This window comes from Paraburkholderia dilworthii, from assembly GCF_000472525.1.
Taxonomy (GTDB): domain Bacteria; phylum Pseudomonadota; class Gammaproteobacteria; order Burkholderiales; family Burkholderiaceae; genus Paraburkholderia; species Paraburkholderia dilworthii.
In genome coordinates, this window is record NZ_AWZT01000026.1 from 22,463 (window position 1) to 39,417 (window position 16,955).

The following is a 16,955-nucleotide window of genomic DNA, read 5'->3' on the forward strand; positions in this document are numbered from 1 at the left end:
TTTACCTTGTCTTGTCAGGGCGCTGCAACAGAAGCCCGAAAAGTGTGGACCGATGAATGCCCAGCAGCGTCGCGATTGCCTGCATGTTGATATTCCCTTCGTCGGCGAGGCAATAGGCGTGCTGTAGTTGTGCCGGCGTGAGCGCTGGTTTACGGCCGAACTTCGTGCCGCGCGTCCTCGCTGTGCCATGGCCGCCGCTTGTGCGCTCAACGATCAGACCGCTCTCGAATTCTGCCATGCCGCCGCGCGGCGTCAACACCATGCGGCTAGCATTCGTCGTCGTATCGGCCCACGACTCGGCGAGGCTGCGCAGACCGCCGCCGGCGTCGCGGATGCGCTCAACGATGCCCGGCGGATCGCGGATGCTACGAGCGAGCCGATCGAGGCGCGTCACAGCAATCGTGCCACCGGCGCGCAGGTGATCGAGTTGTGTACGCGTGCGGCGGGTGCCGATGACTTTCTCGGCGACAACCCGCCCACACCACGCGGGACGCAACTGCGCTACGTGGCTGCACAGGCTCTAGTCCTGCGCCGAAACGCGGGCGTAATCTATCAGGAAAGCGCTCATCTCGCAGGCGAGTCATAGTCCGCAGCGGTCGCTCGGGCGATCCAAACGTCAAAGTTGCGAATCGAGCAGCGCGACAGCGCGGTCCAGCAGCTTTTCGAGGAGTGGACGGCGGCGCCAGTCGTCGAGCGAAATGCGTTTTGCCTGGGCGACGTCGCGATCGAAAATCGCCGTTTGCTGGCGCGCGAAATCCCGGTCGTAGATGTTCAGGTTCGCTTCGTCGTTGAGCTTGAACGAGCGGCTGTCGAAGTTCGTCGAGCCGACCGACACCAGATACTCGTCGACGATAAGCAGCTTGCAGTGGAACATCGTCGGCTGATATTCGTACATATCGATGCCCGCCGCGAGCAGGTCGCCCCAGCATGCGCGCGACGCCTCGCGCACCGTGTGGGCGTCGATGCGCTTGCCGGGCGTAATGACGCGAACCTTCACGCCGCGCTTCGCCGCCTCGACGATCGCATTGATCGTCAGCTTGTCCGGTACGAAGTACGCGCTCGACAGGTGGATGGAATGCGTCGCGGCGGTGATGGCCATCAGATACATCAGTTGCATGTCGTCGCTGCCGCCCGAAGGCGAGCTGCTGAACATGTGCGCGAGGCCGTTGCCGGCGGCGTCGATCTCCGGAAAGTAGTGCGAGCCGTGCAGCACGTTTCCTGTCGCCTTGACCCAGTTGTCCATAAAGACGGCCTGCATCTGTCCGACGACCGGACCTTCGACGCGAAAATGCGTATCGCGCCAGTGCTTCTCGTCCTGCGCGTGCCCGGCCCATTCGTCGGCGATACCCACGCCGCCCGTAAAGCCGATGCGTCCGTCGATCACCAGCAGCTTGCGGTGCGTGCGGTCGTTCATGCGGCCGAGACCGGTCCAATGCGGTTTGTGATACTGGATGACCTCCGCGCCCGCGTCGCGCAGCATCCGGAGATAGCGCTTGTCCATCTTCGACGAACCGACCCAGTCGAGCAGCACATGCACGGCGATACCCGCACGCGCCTGGTCCGAGAGTGCGCGTGCGATGTCCTCGCCGATCGCGCCGGACCAGTAAATGAAGGTTTCGAAGGTGATCGTGCGCTGCGCCGAGCGGATGCCTTCCAGCATCGACGGAAAGATTTCGTCGCCGTTGACGAGCACCTCGAAGCGATTGCCTCCGACGACGGCCGGGCCGAGCAGCAGCCCCATCGAGCGGATGAATTGCGGATCGTGGCTGGCGTACAGCCGCTCGATCTTGTGCTCGATCTTCTTCTCGCCGCTCGTCAGATTCGCGATGAGAAGCACGACGACGAGCGTGACTGCAACAGTGAGGACAATCAGGGCAATCGTCGACATGCGCGGGCCTCGCGTAGCGGACATTCGTCCGGAACCGTTAGTGTACGAGCGTTCCGGACGGCGGATGGATCAATGCTTATCTCAGCGCTTCGCCGGGATCCAGCCTTAGCTTTGCGCCACCATCGCGACGAAGATCATGATGGCAGTGCCGGAGGAAATCCGCGAGACGAAGATCATTCCGCAGATCCCGGTCGGCCGGCTCGGGTGGCCGGACGAAGTTGCCGCACTCGCGCTTTATCTGTGCTCGCGCGAAGCCGGCTTTGTGACCAGAGCCAACATCGCGATCAACGGAGGGTAACACCTGCAGTGAACCCGAGAGATCCGCAACCGAGGTTCCCTCGAGCGAAGCAGTGGCAATCGTCGTAGGTTCATTCGCGCTGGTGACGACAACAGCGTTCGTCGCTGCTCACTATCACCGGAAGCAAATGCGCCGACAACTGCTTGGACGGCTGGATTACCATCACGACTGGTCGGACCAGAGCAGCGCCCGGCATTGAATCTCTGCGCTCACCCCCTGTTGTTGCGGTATGGGGGTGATCGTATTGATGCCTGAATGGAGGGGCACACGCATTTCGTCAAGGAACGGGCAGTTCCTGCGCGGCCGTTCCTGGATTCTGCTGGTCAATCAGAAAAAATCCCTGAAGCCACGCTGAACAAGTGGCTAAATCAGCGGGATGTCGGCGATTTGAAACGTTCAACGGACCAGCTTGAGTGTCTCAACGTGAACCGCCAACTGCAACCGGCCGCTCGTGAATGACCGCCCAAACGGGGCATCGCCCACTTGCTGACATGCATCCCACTGTGAGTCATCTATCAGCCCGCACGTTTATCCCGTTAGCGGACGGGCTTCCTTTGCATTCTGAGCGGTAGCAATCGCAAGTGTACGGATGAGCGGACCGCATCATCGCCGCTGTGGATGCTCATGAAAGAATCGCAGCATTTCGGCACTCGCGTCCGGACCGGCAGGATCCGTATAGCTGCCGCGTGCATTGCCGCCTGCCCACGCGTGCGGTGCCCCGTGAATCGTCCACAGCTCGGCGTCGACACCGTCCGGGGAAGCCAGCCGCGAGACGGTACAGGCCCGTCGGCCAGCATCGATCCGACGCGACTCGCTGCCGTCATGCGGTGCCTCAAAGCCTTGCACGAGCTGTGTGGCGTTACTTATGTGAACCGTGGCATCCGCATCGCCATGAAAGACGATGATGGGCCGCTTCGGTGACGACGCTGTCCCTTGCTTCGAAGGCCGGGCCTCTCTGCGGCGCCTGCCGCCTTTCATCGCTGCGAGCGCAGAAGGAAGATCATGCGCGCATCCCGCAGGAAGACCCGAATGCACGCCCGCGGCCGCATATAGCTCCGGATACTCGGCGATCATGATTGCCGCCATTGCGCCGCCTGCGGACAGGCCGGCGACATACACGCGGGCAGGATCGACGTTGTGGGCGGCGATGATTTCGCGTGTTATGCCTGCGATCAGCGACGGCTCACCGCGTTCGCAATGTTGATCATCGGGTTTGAACCAGTTCCAGCACTTCGATGGATTGGCCTGCTGCGGCTGCACCGGATAAGCGACAAGAAATCGATGCCGCTCAGCAAGTACGTTCATCTGCGTCCCTGCCGCGAAATCGTCGGCGTTCTGTGTGCAGCCGTGCAGCATCACAATCAATGGCAGCAGCTCGCCGGTGCTCCCGGCCGGCACATACAACCGATATTGGCGGCGGCCTGCGGCGTTCGAATACGCGTGCGTGCCGAAATATCCTCTGTCTTCGACGTCAATATGCGGTTCCCGCGCGTTGAAGGTTGCGGCTTCCTTTGTCGTCGGCGCTTCGAACGGAAAGGTAACGGCTTCCGGCGTTGCGACCCACGACGCCCTTCTGTTCACGGCGCCATCTGTCTTCCCTCGCAGTGTGCGTTGTATCGCTTTTGTAGCTTCCGCCGGGCCGCGAGTACGCAGCACAGTCATTGCTTCGCGCATCGAGTTCAGGAAACCTTCATCAAGTTTCATCTTAATTGTCCAGTTTGGAGGTTGCGTATTGGGCGTCGCGCAGCTAGTGGATTCTGTCCGCGAGCGCTGTCTTGACGGCGGCCGAGGCGTGAAAGGCTCCCAGCACCACGATGCTTTCGATGGTCGCGAGCGCGAGTTCGGGCGTGACGTCGGCAGCAATGCTGGCCAGTCCCAACACCTGAATGGTGAGACGCTGGTGCGCGGCACGAACCGCCTCAAGCTCTTCCCGTGAAAAATGCTGCAGCCCGAGCACAAGCGCGCGACGGCTCACCGTTTCCCTGACAACCTGCGCGTGCAGCGCGAGCTGGTTGCGAATAGCGGTTCGTATCAGGTCAGTCCGGTTCGAATAGAAGCCTTCCTGCACGAGCAGATCTACTTGCCCGAGATCAACGGGGCCGAGGTTGATCGTGATTTTTTCCGACTCGCCGCCCTTCGGGCGGGTGATATCAAGTGATGCGGTTTTTTCCATTTTCCATCCTAAGGCCATCCCATTGGATGGTTATAGGCCAAATTTCATCGCACCGCAACATTTGATATTTGCTGTCCCGTGACTCTCTCGTGATCCGGTGAGTTCTTATATGATCCGCAAGGCTCGACGGGCCAAGCTGTTTCGACGGAGGCCATGCACGCATGTGCGTACCTTCGCCCGGTGGCTCGCGCCGCTGCGCGCGTGTGAATGGGTGGTCCATGCGGAGCGCCCCTTCGCCGGACCCCGAGGCCGTACTCGCATATCTGTCGCGCTACACGCATCGCGTGCCCATCTCCAACCAGCGACTCATCGCGATCGATCCCATTGCGCCTCGTCGATCTTCGAGAAACCATGTCGCTGATAAAAACGGTTCGAGTCGCTATTGCGTACTGCACCTACCTTGACGAGGGTTGATCGCGCATTCGCGTCCGCAACGATGGAGCCGAGCACAGCAGAACCCATCCCCTTTCCCTGATATTGCCGAGCGATGTACAGATGCTCCAGTACAGTCGTCGCAACGCTTTTCTCGACGCCACGAGCCTAACCGACAAGCCTGATGGACAGGTGTATCTCGTCGTGGTATCGCCCACCGACAATCATAGAATTGCGCTCGATCCCAAATTGCTCGAATCCAAGCGACGTGTAAAGACCTATCGCGACGGCATTATTTGCGTTGACCGTCAGGTTCACCTGTGCAATGTCTGATGCGGCGCGGGCGAAGGCGAGAACTTCGGTGAGGAGCACCCTGCTAACGCCACGCCCCCTCATGTCCGGCGCTACATAGACACCCCAAATGAACGCCTTGTGTTTAAGCTTCTGCGGGCTTTCGCGCCCGAGTCCCGCAATCGCTATGAGACGGGCGCCTTCGAAAGCGCCGAAGACACCGTGGTCGCTGCGCATTGCCAATTGATTCACGACGCGATCTAGCGAACGATCCACCTCCTCTTCATAGCTCGATGCGAACGATTCTGGCGAGTCTCTGAGTCCGGCGAGACGGAGCGACTGAAAGGATGGCGCATCCGAGGCGCTGAGTGGGCGAATAAGCATTGTGGGCAAGTCCTTGCTCGTGGCGAGAATGTCGACGCATCATCGTTAGCGATTCTGGCCTCCGCGTCGTACGTCCGAGACTAGCCGACCACTACCCGATGGGTTTGACTTAGTCGACCCGTAGCCGCCGCTCCACTTCGTCGACAATGGACGCTTACCAAGCGTCCCCCGCATCTTCTAACCCGCATATTTTTCCCGTGCAATAATCTTCGTTCTCATGTGACTGGCGCATTTTAGATAGGACACTATCGGGGAGCATGGGGGTCTTTAGCCGCCGCACGCCTGGGCATCACCTACCATCTTTGGAGAAGGTTATGCCTGATTTCGCGAATCTGTTCATGTTCGGTCTTGTAGCGTTGGGAATGGTTTTAACGCCCGGACCAAACATGATCTATCTGATTTCCCGCTCAATTTGCCAAGGTAAGCGCGCGGGCCTCATTTCGTTGGCAGGCATCGCTCTGGGCTTTGTGTTCTACATGCTTTGCGCGGCACTCGGGATTACGGCTTTCATATTTGCGGTACCTTACGCATACGACACGCTTCGCTTTGGCGGTGCTCTGTATCTTCTATATCTTGCCTGGCAAGCGGTTAAGCCTGGCGGACGGTCCGCGTTCGCGGTGCGCGACCTACCGGTCGATACCCCGAGAAAGCTTTTTTGCATGGGGTTTATCACTAACCTGGCGAATCCCAAAATCGCCGTCATGTATCTGTCGTTGCTTCCCCAGTTTATTGCGCCGGGGCATGGCAGTGTTCTCGCCCAATCCCTGGCGCTCGGCAGCGTCCAGATTTCGATAAGCCTCGCCGTCAATGCGATTATTGCCGTGATGGCCGGATCGATAGCTACCTTCCTGTCTGGACGCCCACTGTGGTTAATTGCACAACGTTGGCTGATGGGGAGCGTTTTGACAGGCCTGGCGGTTCGTATGGCGTATGAATCCAGGAAATAATGGCGGCTTACCGATGCCTTTGTGGAACTGAAGCGCATTCCATCGGATTCCGACGGGAACATTGCGCCTCAACGTGCCGCGCCCCCGCAGGGTTGCGACAACTGTCCATCGTCAGCGGTTCGTTCAAGCCGTTCCGGCATCCATCGGAATCGTCAATGACGATCGTTTGTCGACCTTGCCGGTGCGAGCTTCGATACGGCGTTCACCGTGGGGCTCCCAGGAGCGAATGATCGGACTGCCGCTGCACTCGCCGATTGTCAGCAATTCAGGCCATAGGGACGAATGTCTCAAACTGGCTGAAACCGCGACGGTCGCACTTTGCCAGGTGGCGAGCCGGACCAGCGTCACGCGGCCATCCGAACCGGCCGACGCCGGCCGGTCTTCTCATTGCCCGGTTTCTGGGCGCTCGTTTCACCCGCGGAAACTCGCTCAGCCCGAAAGCACAAGCGCCACTGATACGTGAGCGTGCGCGACCGGTGCGGCCCGACTCGACACTTGAGAAGCGCGCTGTCACTTTCGCGCATCACCTTCTCGCAGACCGCGAGCGTCAGTAAGTTTTCGAAAGAAGTGCTTTCGGCGGCTACGGAATCGGCATTAATTTCCGATCCTCACCATTGTGCCGTCCAGACCCCGAGTCGATTTGACGACGATTGCACGCCTTTTCCCCGGAATCAGCTACGCAAACGTTTGGCGAAATTAATTACAGGGTCCGAAATATCTCCGGGCGGCAGGCCCTGGCAAAACAAATTCGCAATGGATCACTAAAGTTCGCGTTTCCCAAGCCGTTAGCAAAGTCACCGGCCGTCCCGACTTCATATCCGACTCCAGGTTTTGTCCGGACAAAAAGCAAGGGATGTGGCTGGCCATACCGGGTTTCCTGGCCTTCCCGGGCGAGTCCATCTAACTGTTTTCGGGGAATTACATGACCAAGCTTCTTAAAGCATTCGTTCGTGATGAACGTGGCGTCAGCGCCATGGAATACGCGATTCTGGCAGGCATTATCGTCGTCGCATTGACGGCGATCAGCACGACATTCAGCAGCAGCATCAGCAGCATCTTCACCAACCTGTTTACCAAGGTCACCAACGCAGCGGGTTAATCGTTCGCGTCGAGGTCCGGGCCCACCTGCCAGGACCTCTGCCCGCCCTAAGCCGATTCCCTACCAAGCCCATCGTGCACGCACTGTCTCTCGTCATTCGTCTTGCCGTGCTGGGTGCACTGCTCTGGCTCGCTGTCACCGACGTTCGTTCGCGGCGACTGCCGACCCGCGTCGTGCTGGCAATCGGTGTGCTGTTTTTCGTCGACGCGGCCGTGCTTCGCCTGAGCATCGATCAGGTGATCGTCCATCTCGCGTTGGCGTTGGGCGTCTTTGCTGTTTGTGCCGCGTTGTTCGCGGCAAAAATGTTAGGCGGCGGCGATGCCAAGCTCGCCTCGGTCATTTTCCTGTGGGTCGGCCTGAGCCTCGCACTGCCGGCCCTGACTCTGATTTCTGTGATCGGGACGGTAGTGTCCCTGATCAGTCTTGCCACGCGAAACATGAATTCCGACCAGCGTTCCAGGCTGTTGCGAGCGCTCGCGATGTTTTCAGGTGCGCGCGGCGTCCCCTACGGCGTGGCCCTCGCGTTCGGCGGCGGTCTGGCGATCGTGCTTCCGGCCTTGCTGCCGCTGATCCTCAAGCGATAGGACGTCGTCCCCATGTCAAATGTCATCAAGTTCGCCGTGCTCATCGTCGGGGCGGTGTTGATCGCGCTGATCGTGCGCGTAGTGCTTGCGAGTGCTTCGCATCCGTCCAAGCCGGTGGTCAACACGCAAAAGGTGCGCGTTAGCGCCGCCGACCTGCCGCAAGGCCTTCTGCTGCGCGACGAGGATCTCGGCTGGAAAGCCGTGCCGACAAGCGAGGTGCCGGCCGGCGCGATCGTCGCCGGAGCGAGCGACGCGCCCGAACTCAAGGGCGCGCTGCTGCGCCACGCAGCGCCTGCCGGCACGATGCTGATGGCCGACGACGTGATCCTGCCGAGCGCGCCCGGCTTTCTCGCAGCCACGCTGAAGCCCGAAATGCGCGCGGTGTCGGTGGCGGTGGACGACGTCTCGGGCAACGCCGGTCTGATCCAGCCGGGCGACTATGTGGACCTCCTGCTCACGCAACAGATGGATCGCCGTACCGATTCGCCCGACCTCGCCGTGTCGAGCGAAACCGTGGTCGAACACGTGCGCGTGCTTGCGGTCGGCTCGGAGATCAAGCGGCCCAAGAACGGCGACACCCCTGACGTACTCAACAACCGCGCCCGCACCGTAACGCTGGAAGTCACACCGCGCATGGGCGAAGTCGTGTCGGTCGCCGCGCGTCTCGGTAGCCTGTCGCTCGCGCTGCGCAGCTTCGCCACCGCGTCACGCGATCCGGTGACAGCGGCATCGGCAACCGCCGCGCAGCCTGCGCCCGTGTGGGCCGGCGACATCTCGCGCGCCGTGCGCGAGCTGCCGCGCTCGCGCCAGGCCCAGGTCGTGGCCGCCGCGGCGCCCGCGCCCGCGATGGCGCGGCCAGTCACGATCTATCGAGGCTCCGAGAAATCGGAAACGTCTGCGGGTAGTGCGGCGGCAAGCGACGGCACACCGCCGCTGCCCTCCATTGCCGCAGCGCGCTGATGACGTTGCGTGCCATTCGCACCGCTTGTACACCGCTTGCCCGGTCCACCCGCCAGCACACAGAAGGTCACATGCAGTTCAGTTCGATTCGCAGAGCAACATCGGTGATGGCTCTCGCGGTGTTCGGCACCGCGCCGTCTCTCGCGGCTTCTCCGCTGGCAACGCAGATGCCGGCGGTCGCAACGCCCGCAACGATCATGCACGGCAATGTCGCGGCGCGCGCGGGTGCGCAGGACGCGAGCTCGACGCCGCTGAACATCAGCGCGGGCAAGGGCACGCTGGTCCGCCTGGAACAGGCGGCCACCTCGGTGTTCGTCGCGGACCCGGCCGTTGCGGATGTTCAGGTGCCGTCGCCGACTGCCGTGTTCGTACTCGGCAAGAAGGCCGGCACGACCACGCTGTACGTGCTGGGCGCCAACAACAAGACACTCGTGCAGCGCACCATTGTGGTCGGCCGCGACATGGACAGCCTGCGCGCGATGATCGCCGCGCGCTTTCCAGGCATGAACGTGCAACTGAGCACGAGCCAGGGCTCGCTGCAGATCGCGGGCAACGCGCCGAACCCGGCCGATGCCGAAGCCGTCGTCGAAGCGGTTACGCCGTATCTGGCGGACAAGGAGGTGCTGATCAACCGCATGACGATCGACCGGCCGTTGCAGGTGCAGTTGCGCGTGCGGATCACCGAAGTGGACCGCAACGTCACGCAGCAGTTGGGCATCAACTGGCAGTCGATGGGCAGCGCCGTCGGCAACTTCTACGGCGGCATCTTCAGCGGCCGCCCAATCTATAACCTGTCGCAGCCGATCGTCAATTCGAACGGCCAGACCGGCTACCCGGTCAATCTGGCGACCAACAACGCGTTCTCGCTGTTCGGCGGGTTCAAGACCAACAACGTCGATATCCGCGCGCTGGTCGATGCGTTGAATCAGGAGGGTCTCCTGACCGTGCTCGCGGAGCCGAACCTCGTCGCATTGTCCGGACAGACGGCGAGTTTTCTCGCAGGCGGCGAATTCCCGATTCCGGTTTCGCAGACCAACGGCGCGATCTCGGTGGACTTCAAGCAGTTCGGCGTGAAGCTCGATTTCACGCCGACGGTGCTCAACTCCCACCGCATCAGCCTGAAGGTGCGTCCGGAAGTCAGTCAGATCGACACATCGGTAAGCGTCACGACCGGCGGCATCACGGTGCCGGGCCTGAGCGTGCGGCGCGCGGATACCACCGTCGAACTGGCCAGCGGCCAGAGCTTCGCCATCGCCGGGCTGTTGCAAAGCAATACCACCGACATCGTTTCGCAGGTCCCCGGCATGGGCTCCATTCCAATTCTCGGCAAGCTGTTCTCGTCAACGAACTATCAGAACAACAAGACCGAGCTCGTGATCATGGTGACGCCGTATCTGGTCGAGCCGACCGATCCATCGAAGCTGCGCACGCCGCTGGATTCGCTGCTGTCGCCGAGCAGCGATGTCGAATATAGCTACCGCCGCCAATCCGGCGATGCTGCCGCCGCGTCCGGTCAACCGCGTCTTGTCGGCGCGGCCGGCTACGTCTATTGAGCACGACATGATGAAAACGCTCCGCCTTCTCACGCTTCTCTCCGCCTGCGCCGTCGCGGTGAGCGTCAGCGGCTGCTTCAAGCCGCCGCGCGGCATGCCCGACGCGTCGACGATCGGCTTCGACGGCCGCTCCGCGGTGCCGCCCGATTGCGCGAGCCTCGCGCGTCCGTCGCTATTGACTGACGCGGGCTTGCGCCGGCCGAGCATGCAATGGGGCTGCGCGACCTACACCAACCTCGCGGCGCAGGTCGCCAATCCGCAGGACCTCGTGCAGCCACAGCCGCTCGGACCGGCCGATGCCGCGGTTGCGGCGAGCGCGGTGCGTCGCTATGAGACCGGCCATGTCATTCCGCTCGACACCGCCACGTCACGCAATACCAAATGACGCGCGCCACTTTCATCGGACAACCTCATGGCCACGATTGACTTCAGCTTCACGAAGAGCAACAGCGGACCCCGGCTCGCCGAGTTCATCGCGTTCGTCGGCGACCGCAAGACTGAGCAGGTGCTCAAGAGCTTCGTGCTCGACCAGGCGATGCCGCATACGCACGTCGCGATTGGCGGCGTCAACGAGGCAATCGCGCATCTGTCGAAGGTAGACCGTTCGCCACAGTTCCTGCTGGTCGACCTGCACGATTCGGCGATGCCGCTCTCGGACCTCGGCCGGCTCGCGGAAGTGTGCGAACCGTCGGTGCAAGTCGTTGCGCTCGGCGAACGCAACGACGTGGGCCTGTTCCGCAGCCTGCTGAAGATCGGCGTGCGCGACTATCTGGTGAAGCCGCTCACGGTGGAACTGCTCAAGCGCACCGTGAACGTGGCGGAAGGCAAGGTCAGTCCGGTGATGCTGGCGCGCTCCGGCAAGACGATCGCGTTCGCCGGCACGCGTGGCGGTGTCGGCACCACGACGATCGCGCTCAACGTGGCGCGCCATCTGGCCGAAGATACGCACCGCCGGGTCGCCTACGTCGACCTGAACCTGTACGGCGGCGCGGCGAACAGCATGCTCGCGATCAAGAGCAACAACGGCTTGAACGACGTGCTGCAGAACATGCACCGACTGGACCCGCAATACGTGGAGCGCACGCTCGTCGCGAAAGGCGCGCGGCTCTTCATGCTGTCCGCGGAACTCGACTACGGCAGCGCGAGGACTTTCCAGCCCGGCGCGCTCGGGCGTGTGCTCGAATTGCTCTGCGACAGCTTCCACTACGTGATTCTCGATGTCGGCAGCATGACCGACCCGCTCGCGGCCGACGCCTTCGATTTCGCGTCGCGCGCGTATCTGATCGCCGAGCGCTCGGTGCACTCGACCCGCGAGACGATCCGCCGCTTGCGGTTCATCGAAGACCGCGACAACAATCCGCCGACCTCGCTGCTGCTGAACAACCCCAACGCGGCGAGCGCCGGCAAGGTCGATGTCTCCGACTTCACGTCGGCGGTCGGGCGTCCGCCGCTGTACGAGATTCCGTTCGAATCGAAGGCGATCTCGGTTGCCGAGAATCTTGGCGAAGCGCCGAACGAGAAGTCGTCGAACGGCTTCAATCAGAGCATCACGCGAATCGGTCATGATCTCACCGGTCAGCCCGCCGTCGCGGAGCGCAACTTCCTGCAGAAACTCAGATTCAGGAGAGGCTGATGTTCGGGCAAAAGCCGGTGCGCACGGTCGAGCCGACGGACGACGTTGCCGTCGCGGAGAACATCGCCCCTCCGGAGCCGGTCGTGGCGCCGGGCGTGCACGCTGCGAATAGCCCTGAAGGCAACGGAACGCTGGTTCGATCAGATCTGTTCAAAACCATCCGCACCGGCGTGTTCGGTCTGATGAACGCATCCGCGGCCGTGGGCCGTACGCGCGAGCAGATGAAAGTCGGCGTCGAGCAGCTCGTAATGGAGATCGCCGAGCGCGAGCATCTGAACATCACGCTTGCCGAGCAGGTGCAGATCGTCGGTGAACTGCTGAACGACATGTTCGGCCTCGGCCCAATCGAACCCCTGCTCGCCGATGAAACCATCACCGACGTGCTCGTCAACGGACCGGATCAGGTCTATGTCGAACGGCACGGCCGGCTAGAACTCACGCCGTTCAAGTTCCGCGACAACGCGCACGTGATCAACGTCGCGCAACGGATCGCCGCAGGCGTGGGCCGGCGTGTCGACGAAAGCAGCCCGATGGTCGACGCACGTCTCGCCGACGGCAGCCGGGTCAACGTGGTGTTGCCGCCGCTCGCGATTCACGGCGCGACGATCTCCATCCGGAAGTTCTCGAAGCGCAACATCACGCTTCACCGGATGGCGCAACAAGGCAACATGTCACAGCAGATGGCGAACCTGCTGAAGGTCGCGAGCACCTGCCGGCTGAACGTCATCGTGTCGGGCGGCACGGGTTCGGGCAAGACCACGCTGCTCAACGCGCTATCGCATTTCATCGGACTCGGCGAGCGAACCATCACGATCGAAGACGCCGCCGAACTGCAACTCGTGCAGCCGCACGTCGTCAGTCTGGAGACGCGGCCCGAGAATGCCGAAGGACTTGGCGGCGTCACGCAGCGCGACCTCGTGCGCAATGCGCTGCGGATGCGCCCCGACCGCATCATTCTCGGTGAAACACGCGGCCCGGAAGCCTTCGACGTTTTGCAGGCGATGAACACGGGCCACGACGGCTCGATGACCACGATCCACGCGAACACGCCGCGCGACGGCATCACCCGGCTCGAAAGCATGGTGATGATGGCCAACGGCAACCTGCCTTTGCTGTCGATTCGCCGGCAGATCGCGAGCGCGGTGCATCTGATCGTGCAGATCGAGCGGATGCGCGACGGCATGCGCCGCGTCACGCGCATTACCGAACTCGTCGGGATGGAAGGCGACGTCATCATCACGCAGGATCTGTTCACGTTCCGCTACGACGCCACGGCCTACAACGAAGAGGTCAAGGGCGCCTACGAATCCGCGCAGGTGCGCCCGGCGTTCGCCGCGCGCGCCGCGTATTACGGACTCGAAGAAGCGCTGCTCGAGGCGATGCGGCCATGAACCGGATCGACCTGCTCACAGCGTGTTCGTTCATCATCGTGCTGATGCTCGGCGTGATGTGGCTGACCGTGCAGGACATACGGAAGAAGCAGCCTCACGCGCGCATCAAGTCGCGCATGGAGGACACGTTTTCGGCCGACAGATCCCGAACGAGAAATACGAAAGCGCACGCCACGGATCTGTTCACGATCAGCCGGCGCGAGAACGCGTTCAGCCGCTGGTACGCACCGAAAGCGGCGCGGCTTCGCACCGTCGCCGGCAGTAGGGGTATTCGCATCGTGTTCGCCGCTGGCCTGGCGGGCGCACTGCTTGCCTTTCTGATGACGCACTTCATGCCGCTGCCCGGCTTCGCGAAGCCGCTCATCATGGCGGGTCTGCCGGTGTTCGCCGTCAAGCGTGCCTACAGTTTTCTGGTGCAGCGCTTCAGGCGGCGCTTTCTAGACGGCTTTCCCGATGTGATCGACCTGATCGTGCGTGCGGTGCGCGCGGGCGTGCCCGTCACGCAGGTCATCACGACCGTGTCGGGCGAGTGCACCGATCCGATCCGCGACGAGTTCAAGCTGATGAGCGATTCGCTGCAGGTGGGCCTCGATCTGGAAGAAGTGCTGAACGTCGCCGTCAAACGGATTGAAATCGCGGACTTCTCGTTCTTTTGCGTCTGCCTGCTGCTACAGCGCGAAACGGGTGGCCAACTCGGCGAGACGCTCGAAGGCTTATCCGGCATCGTGCGAACCCGGCGCGAGATTCGCCATAAAACGAGGGCGCTGACCGGTGAAGCGCGCATCACGACCAAGATCATGGCCGCGATTCCGGCTGTGATCATGCTGGCCATGTACGCGCTCAATCGCAGCTATCTGTACGTTCTGTTCGATACTGAGCCCGGCCAGAAACTGCTGACTTTCGGTGCGATTTCGCTCGCGTTCGGGCTGCTCGTGATCAACAAGATTTCCAGGCTGGATACGTCGCGATGAGTCCGGGCAACGTTCAAACTCTGATCAATCTGCTGATGCTGTTTGCGCTGTTCGCCGCGCTTGCGATCTGGTGGATGACGAAACATGGCGGCCGCCGCGGACGGATCGCCGAGCGCGCGCGCGCGGCAGCGCTGATCGCGCGCGCCGATGGTGGCGAGTCCGAGGACCTGGAAAGAGGCAGCACCCTGCGTCAGCGCCTGATCCGGCGCCTGACGATCATCGGCGACCGCCTGCCGCTATTCGACGCGAAATACCGCCTGAAGCTGCAAAAGGAAATGCTGCAAGGCGGCTATCGCAGCCGCTCCGCCGTCTCGATCCTGCTCGCTATCAAATTCGCGACCGGCCTCGTCTGCGCGGCGCTGACGGTCATGCTCGGATCGCACATTCCGGTGATCGGCGCGTTTCCGGCGGTGCGCGGAATGATGATGCTGTTCGTGTTCATCGTCGGGATGATCGTTCCGGAATACATCGTCGCGTTCCGCGCATCGCAGCGCCGCAACGAAATGGCGGCATGCCTGCCCGATGCGCTCGATCTGCTCGTGATCTGTACCAATGCCGGTAACAGTCTCGGCGTGAGCATCCGCCGCGTGGCCGATGAACTCGCGAACATCTGTCCGCCGCTGTCCGGCGAATTCGCGCTGACCGCCGACGAACTCAAGCTCTCCGGTGACAGCACGCGCGCGCTTCACGAACTGGCCGAACGCATCAACCTGCCGTCGATTCGCGCGCTGATCGCCACGCTCACCCAGTCGATGCGATACGGCACACCGATCACGCAGGCCTTGCGCACGCTGTCGCGCACCGAACGTCTCGCGCACATCGTGTCGCTCGAAGAGAAGGCCGCGAAGCTCGCGCCCAAGATGGTCGTGCCGATGATGCTCTTCATCCTGCCCGCAGTCGTCGCAGTCGCGGCCGGGCCGGCTGTCATTCAACTGATGAACGCCCTCGCCAAGCAATGAAAATCGCTCACATCGCCATCGCTGTACCCACGCTGCGCGCACGCGGCGCAAAGCTTCCGTACTCGGTCTCGCGCGCCGCGCTGCTGGCGTGCTCAGTATCGCTGCTGATGCTCGGCGCGGCCTGCACCACGACCGAGCGCGTAACGCAAGCGCGGCCCGTGATGCGCAATGCCACGCCGAGCAACGTGAGTGAGATGCGCATCGCGGAAACGGCGCTCGACTCCGGCAACCTCGAACTCGCGACGTCGCTGTACGAGAGAATCGTCAAGGCCGATCCGCGTTCGGTCCAAGGCTTGACCGGCTTAGGCAACACCCTTTACGCGGTCGGCGACTACACGCGCGCCGGCGTCTATTACGATCACGCGAGCCAACTGGACGCAAACGCGCCCGCGCCGCTGATCGGCCATGCACGCGTGGCGATTCACCAGCGTCGTTTCGACGATGCGATCGCCACCTATCGCCGCCTGCTCGCTATGACGCCGAACGAGCCGCTCGCGCTGGCGGGCCTCGGCGCCGCGATCGACCTGTCCGGCGATCACGCCGGCGCACAGGCCGTCTTGCGCGAAGGCCTCAGCAAGAATCCGGGCGATCCGATGCTCAGCGTGAACCTCGGGCTGTCGCTGATTCTCGGTGGCAATCCGCGCGAAGGGGCAAACGTGCTGCTCGACGTCACGCGTTACCCGGCCGCCCCGACGCAGGCTCGCCAGGATCTCGCGCTCGCCTACGGCTTGCTTGGCAACATGGACGCGGCCGCCGAAATTCTCGGGCACGACCTGCCCAAAGCGTCGGTGCAAGACAATCTGCGCTTCTATGAAATTCAGCGCGAGCGTCTTGGACTGCATCCCGGTGCGGACGCGGGGGCGGCGAAAGCTGCCTCTGTGCCGGGCGTTCCTGTGCAGGCCGCGAGCCTCCGATGACAGCAGCGGCCCGGCTGCGACGGCGCGGACTCAAGCGCGCGCTGGCTAACGACAGCGGCGTCTCGGCGATCGAATTCGCCCTGCTCTCGCCGGTCGTGTTCTTTCTCGTGCTGGGCACCGTCGAACTTGCACTCGACATGATCGTCGACGCTTCCGTTCAGATCGCGGCGCAGTCCGCTTCACGTACGGGCCTGACCACGACCGTCCCGACAGGCAGCACGCGCGCGGATCAGGCGGCGAGCATCGTGATGAACACGCTCGGCGGCTGGCAAAAGATCGGCGGCACCGTCACGATCAAGACGCTCAACTACGGCACCTACAACAACGTGGGTACAACGAGTTATCAGTCGAATATGGGCGGGTACGGCGATGTGGTCTCCTACCAGATCATCGTCACGTTGCCGAAAGGCTTCACAGGTTTGCCGAAGTATTTCGGCGTCCCGATGCCGCTGACGTTCCAACGCAACTACCTCGTGCAGAACGAAAAATGACACGCATCGCCGACAGATTGCCGCCGCTTTTGCGCCGCCGCGCG

19 protein-coding genes, 2 pseudogenes and 1 riboswitch are annotated in these 16,955 nt (G+C 62.3%); of the genes and pseudogenes, 15 read left to right on the forward strand and 6 right to left on the reverse strand.

The window, feature by feature from the left end:
- Nucleotide 1 precedes the first annotated feature (1 nt).
- Together F759_RS38185 and cls are read right to left on the reverse strand one after the other, a co-directional pair.
- The gene (locus tag F759_RS38185; protein WP_209440506.1) at nucleotides 2-496 is read right to left on the reverse strand and encodes a recombinase family protein; all 495 of its coding nucleotides are present in this window, start codon (nucleotides 494-496) and stop codon (nucleotides 2-4) included.
- Between the two features lie 120 nt (nucleotides 497-616).
- Nucleotides 617-1,888, reverse strand: coding sequence for a cardiolipin synthase (cls, locus tag F759_RS0121305; protein WP_027801655.1), 1,272 nt, complete (start codon nucleotides 1,886-1,888; stop codon nucleotides 617-619).
- 121 nt (nucleotides 1,889-2,009) lie between these two features.
- Here cls and F759_RS41075 point away from each other — a divergent pair.
- Together F759_RS41075 and F759_RS42275 are read left to right on the forward strand one after the other, a co-directional pair.
- A pseudogene (locus F759_RS41075) lies at nucleotides 2,010-2,186 on the forward strand (SDR family oxidoreductase); the annotation flags it as partial.
- Nucleotides 2,187-2,441: 255 nt separating this feature from the next.
- Nucleotides 2,442-2,645: a hypothetical protein gene (locus tag F759_RS42275; protein WP_152530683.1), complete on the forward strand. Its 204-nt coding sequence runs from the start codon at nucleotides 2,442-2,444 to the stop codon at nucleotides 2,643-2,645.
- A gap of 144 nt (nucleotides 2,646-2,789) precedes the next feature.
- On the opposite strand, the gene F759_RS0121315 is transcribed toward F759_RS42275, so the two are convergent.
- Both F759_RS0121315 and F759_RS0121320 read right to left on the reverse strand, forming a co-directional pair.
- Entirely contained in the window at nucleotides 2,790-3,890 is a 1,101-nt protein-coding gene (locus F759_RS0121315; RefSeq protein WP_027801656.1) for an extracellular catalytic domain type 1 short-chain-length polyhydroxyalkanoate depolymerase, read from the reverse strand.
- Between the two features lie 43 nt (nucleotides 3,891-3,933).
- Nucleotides 3,934-4,359: a CopG family transcriptional regulator gene (locus tag F759_RS0121320; protein WP_027801657.1), complete on the reverse strand. Its 426-nt coding sequence runs from the start codon at nucleotides 4,357-4,359 to the stop codon at nucleotides 3,934-3,936.
- A 172-nt stretch (nucleotides 4,360-4,531) separates the two neighbouring features.
- Here F759_RS0121320 and F759_RS41080 point away from each other — a divergent pair.
- Nucleotides 4,532-4,679: pseudogene (locus F759_RS41080) on the forward strand (transposase); the annotation flags it as partial.
- Here F759_RS41080 and F759_RS41085 read toward each other — a convergent pair.
- The gene (locus F759_RS41085; RefSeq protein WP_244438874.1) at nucleotides 4,666-4,821 is read right to left on the reverse strand and encodes a hypothetical protein; all 156 of its coding nucleotides are present in this window, start codon (nucleotides 4,819-4,821) and stop codon (nucleotides 4,666-4,668) included. The pseudogene F759_RS41080 and the gene F759_RS41085 sit on opposite strands and share 14 nt — an antisense overlap.
- A 78-nt stretch (nucleotides 4,822-4,899) precedes the next feature.
- Nucleotides 4,900-5,406, reverse strand: a complete 507-nt coding sequence (locus F759_RS0121330; RefSeq protein ID WP_027801658.1) for a GNAT family N-acetyltransferase — start codon at nucleotides 5,404-5,406, stop codon at nucleotides 4,900-4,902.
- 209 nt (nucleotides 5,407-5,615) lie between these two features.
- Nucleotides 5,616-5,701: riboswitch (ZMP/ZTP riboswitch) on the forward strand.
- A 19-nt stretch (nucleotides 5,702-5,720) separates the two neighbouring features.
- Between F759_RS0121330 and F759_RS0121335 the strand changes: the two genes are divergently transcribed.
- From F759_RS0121335 to F759_RS0121390, 12 genes are all read left to right on the forward strand, one after another.
- Nucleotides 5,721-6,353, forward strand: a complete 633-nt coding sequence (locus tag F759_RS0121335) for a LysE family translocator (protein WP_027801659.1) — start codon at nucleotides 5,721-5,723, stop codon at nucleotides 6,351-6,353.
- A gap of 922 nt (nucleotides 6,354-7,275) precedes the next feature.
- Nucleotides 7,276-7,452, forward strand: a complete 177-nt coding sequence (locus F759_RS0121340; protein WP_027801660.1) for a Flp family type IVb pilin — start codon at nucleotides 7,276-7,278, stop codon at nucleotides 7,450-7,452.
- Nucleotides 7,453-7,559: 107 nt separating this feature from the next.
- Nucleotides 7,560-8,036: an A24 family peptidase gene (locus F759_RS0121345; RefSeq protein WP_244438875.1), complete on the forward strand. Its 477-nt coding sequence runs from the start codon at nucleotides 7,560-7,562 to the stop codon at nucleotides 8,034-8,036.
- Between the two features lie 12 nt (nucleotides 8,037-8,048).
- Nucleotides 8,049-8,996, forward strand: a complete 948-nt coding sequence (gene cpaB, locus F759_RS0121350) for a Flp pilus assembly protein CpaB (protein WP_027801662.1) — start codon at nucleotides 8,049-8,051, stop codon at nucleotides 8,994-8,996.
- 71 nt (nucleotides 8,997-9,067) lie between these two features.
- Nucleotides 9,068-10,549 carry a type II and III secretion system protein family protein gene (locus F759_RS0121355; RefSeq protein ID WP_152530684.1) on the forward strand — a complete coding sequence of 494 codons (1,482 nt, stop codon included), beginning with the start codon at nucleotides 9,068-9,070 and terminating at the stop codon, nucleotides 10,547-10,549.
- Between the two features lie 10 nt (nucleotides 10,550-10,559).
- Nucleotides 10,560-10,934 carry a CpaD family pilus assembly lipoprotein gene (locus tag F759_RS0121360; RefSeq protein ID WP_027801664.1) on the forward strand — a complete coding sequence of 125 codons (375 nt, stop codon included), beginning with the start codon at nucleotides 10,560-10,562 and terminating at the stop codon, nucleotides 10,932-10,934.
- Nucleotides 10,935-10,961: 27 nt separating this feature from the next.
- Nucleotides 10,962-12,182 carry an AAA family ATPase gene (locus tag F759_RS0121365; RefSeq protein WP_027801665.1) on the forward strand — a complete coding sequence of 407 codons (1,221 nt, stop codon included), beginning with the start codon at nucleotides 10,962-10,964 and terminating at the stop codon, nucleotides 12,180-12,182.
- A complete protein-coding gene (locus tag F759_RS0121370; RefSeq protein WP_027801666.1) occupies nucleotides 12,182-13,573 on the forward strand; it encodes a CpaF family protein in 1,392 nt (463 codons plus the stop codon). The genes F759_RS0121365 and F759_RS0121370 overlap by 1 nt, the downstream gene beginning before the upstream one ends.
- Nucleotides 13,570-14,544, forward strand: coding sequence for a type II secretion system F family protein (locus F759_RS0121375; RefSeq protein WP_027801667.1), 975 nt, complete (start codon nucleotides 13,570-13,572; stop codon nucleotides 14,542-14,544). Before F759_RS0121370 ends, F759_RS0121375 begins: the two co-directional genes overlap by 4 nt.
- Nucleotides 14,541-15,503 (forward strand): type II secretion system F family protein, encoded by a 963-nt coding sequence (locus tag F759_RS0121380; protein WP_027801668.1) that lies wholly within the window; start codon nucleotides 14,541-14,543, stop codon nucleotides 15,501-15,503. Before F759_RS0121375 ends, F759_RS0121380 begins: the two co-directional genes overlap by 4 nt.
- Nucleotides 15,500-16,420: a tetratricopeptide repeat protein gene (locus F759_RS38195; RefSeq protein ID WP_084534309.1), complete on the forward strand. Its 921-nt coding sequence runs from the start codon at nucleotides 15,500-15,502 to the stop codon at nucleotides 16,418-16,420. The genes F759_RS0121380 and F759_RS38195 overlap by 4 nt, the downstream gene beginning before the upstream one ends.
- Entirely contained in the window at nucleotides 16,417-16,911 is a 495-nt protein-coding gene (locus F759_RS0121390) for a TadE/TadG family type IV pilus assembly protein (RefSeq protein WP_027801669.1), read from the forward strand. The genes F759_RS38195 and F759_RS0121390 overlap by 4 nt, the downstream gene beginning before the upstream one ends.
- The last annotated feature ends 44 nt before the right edge of the window (nucleotides 16,912-16,955 follow it).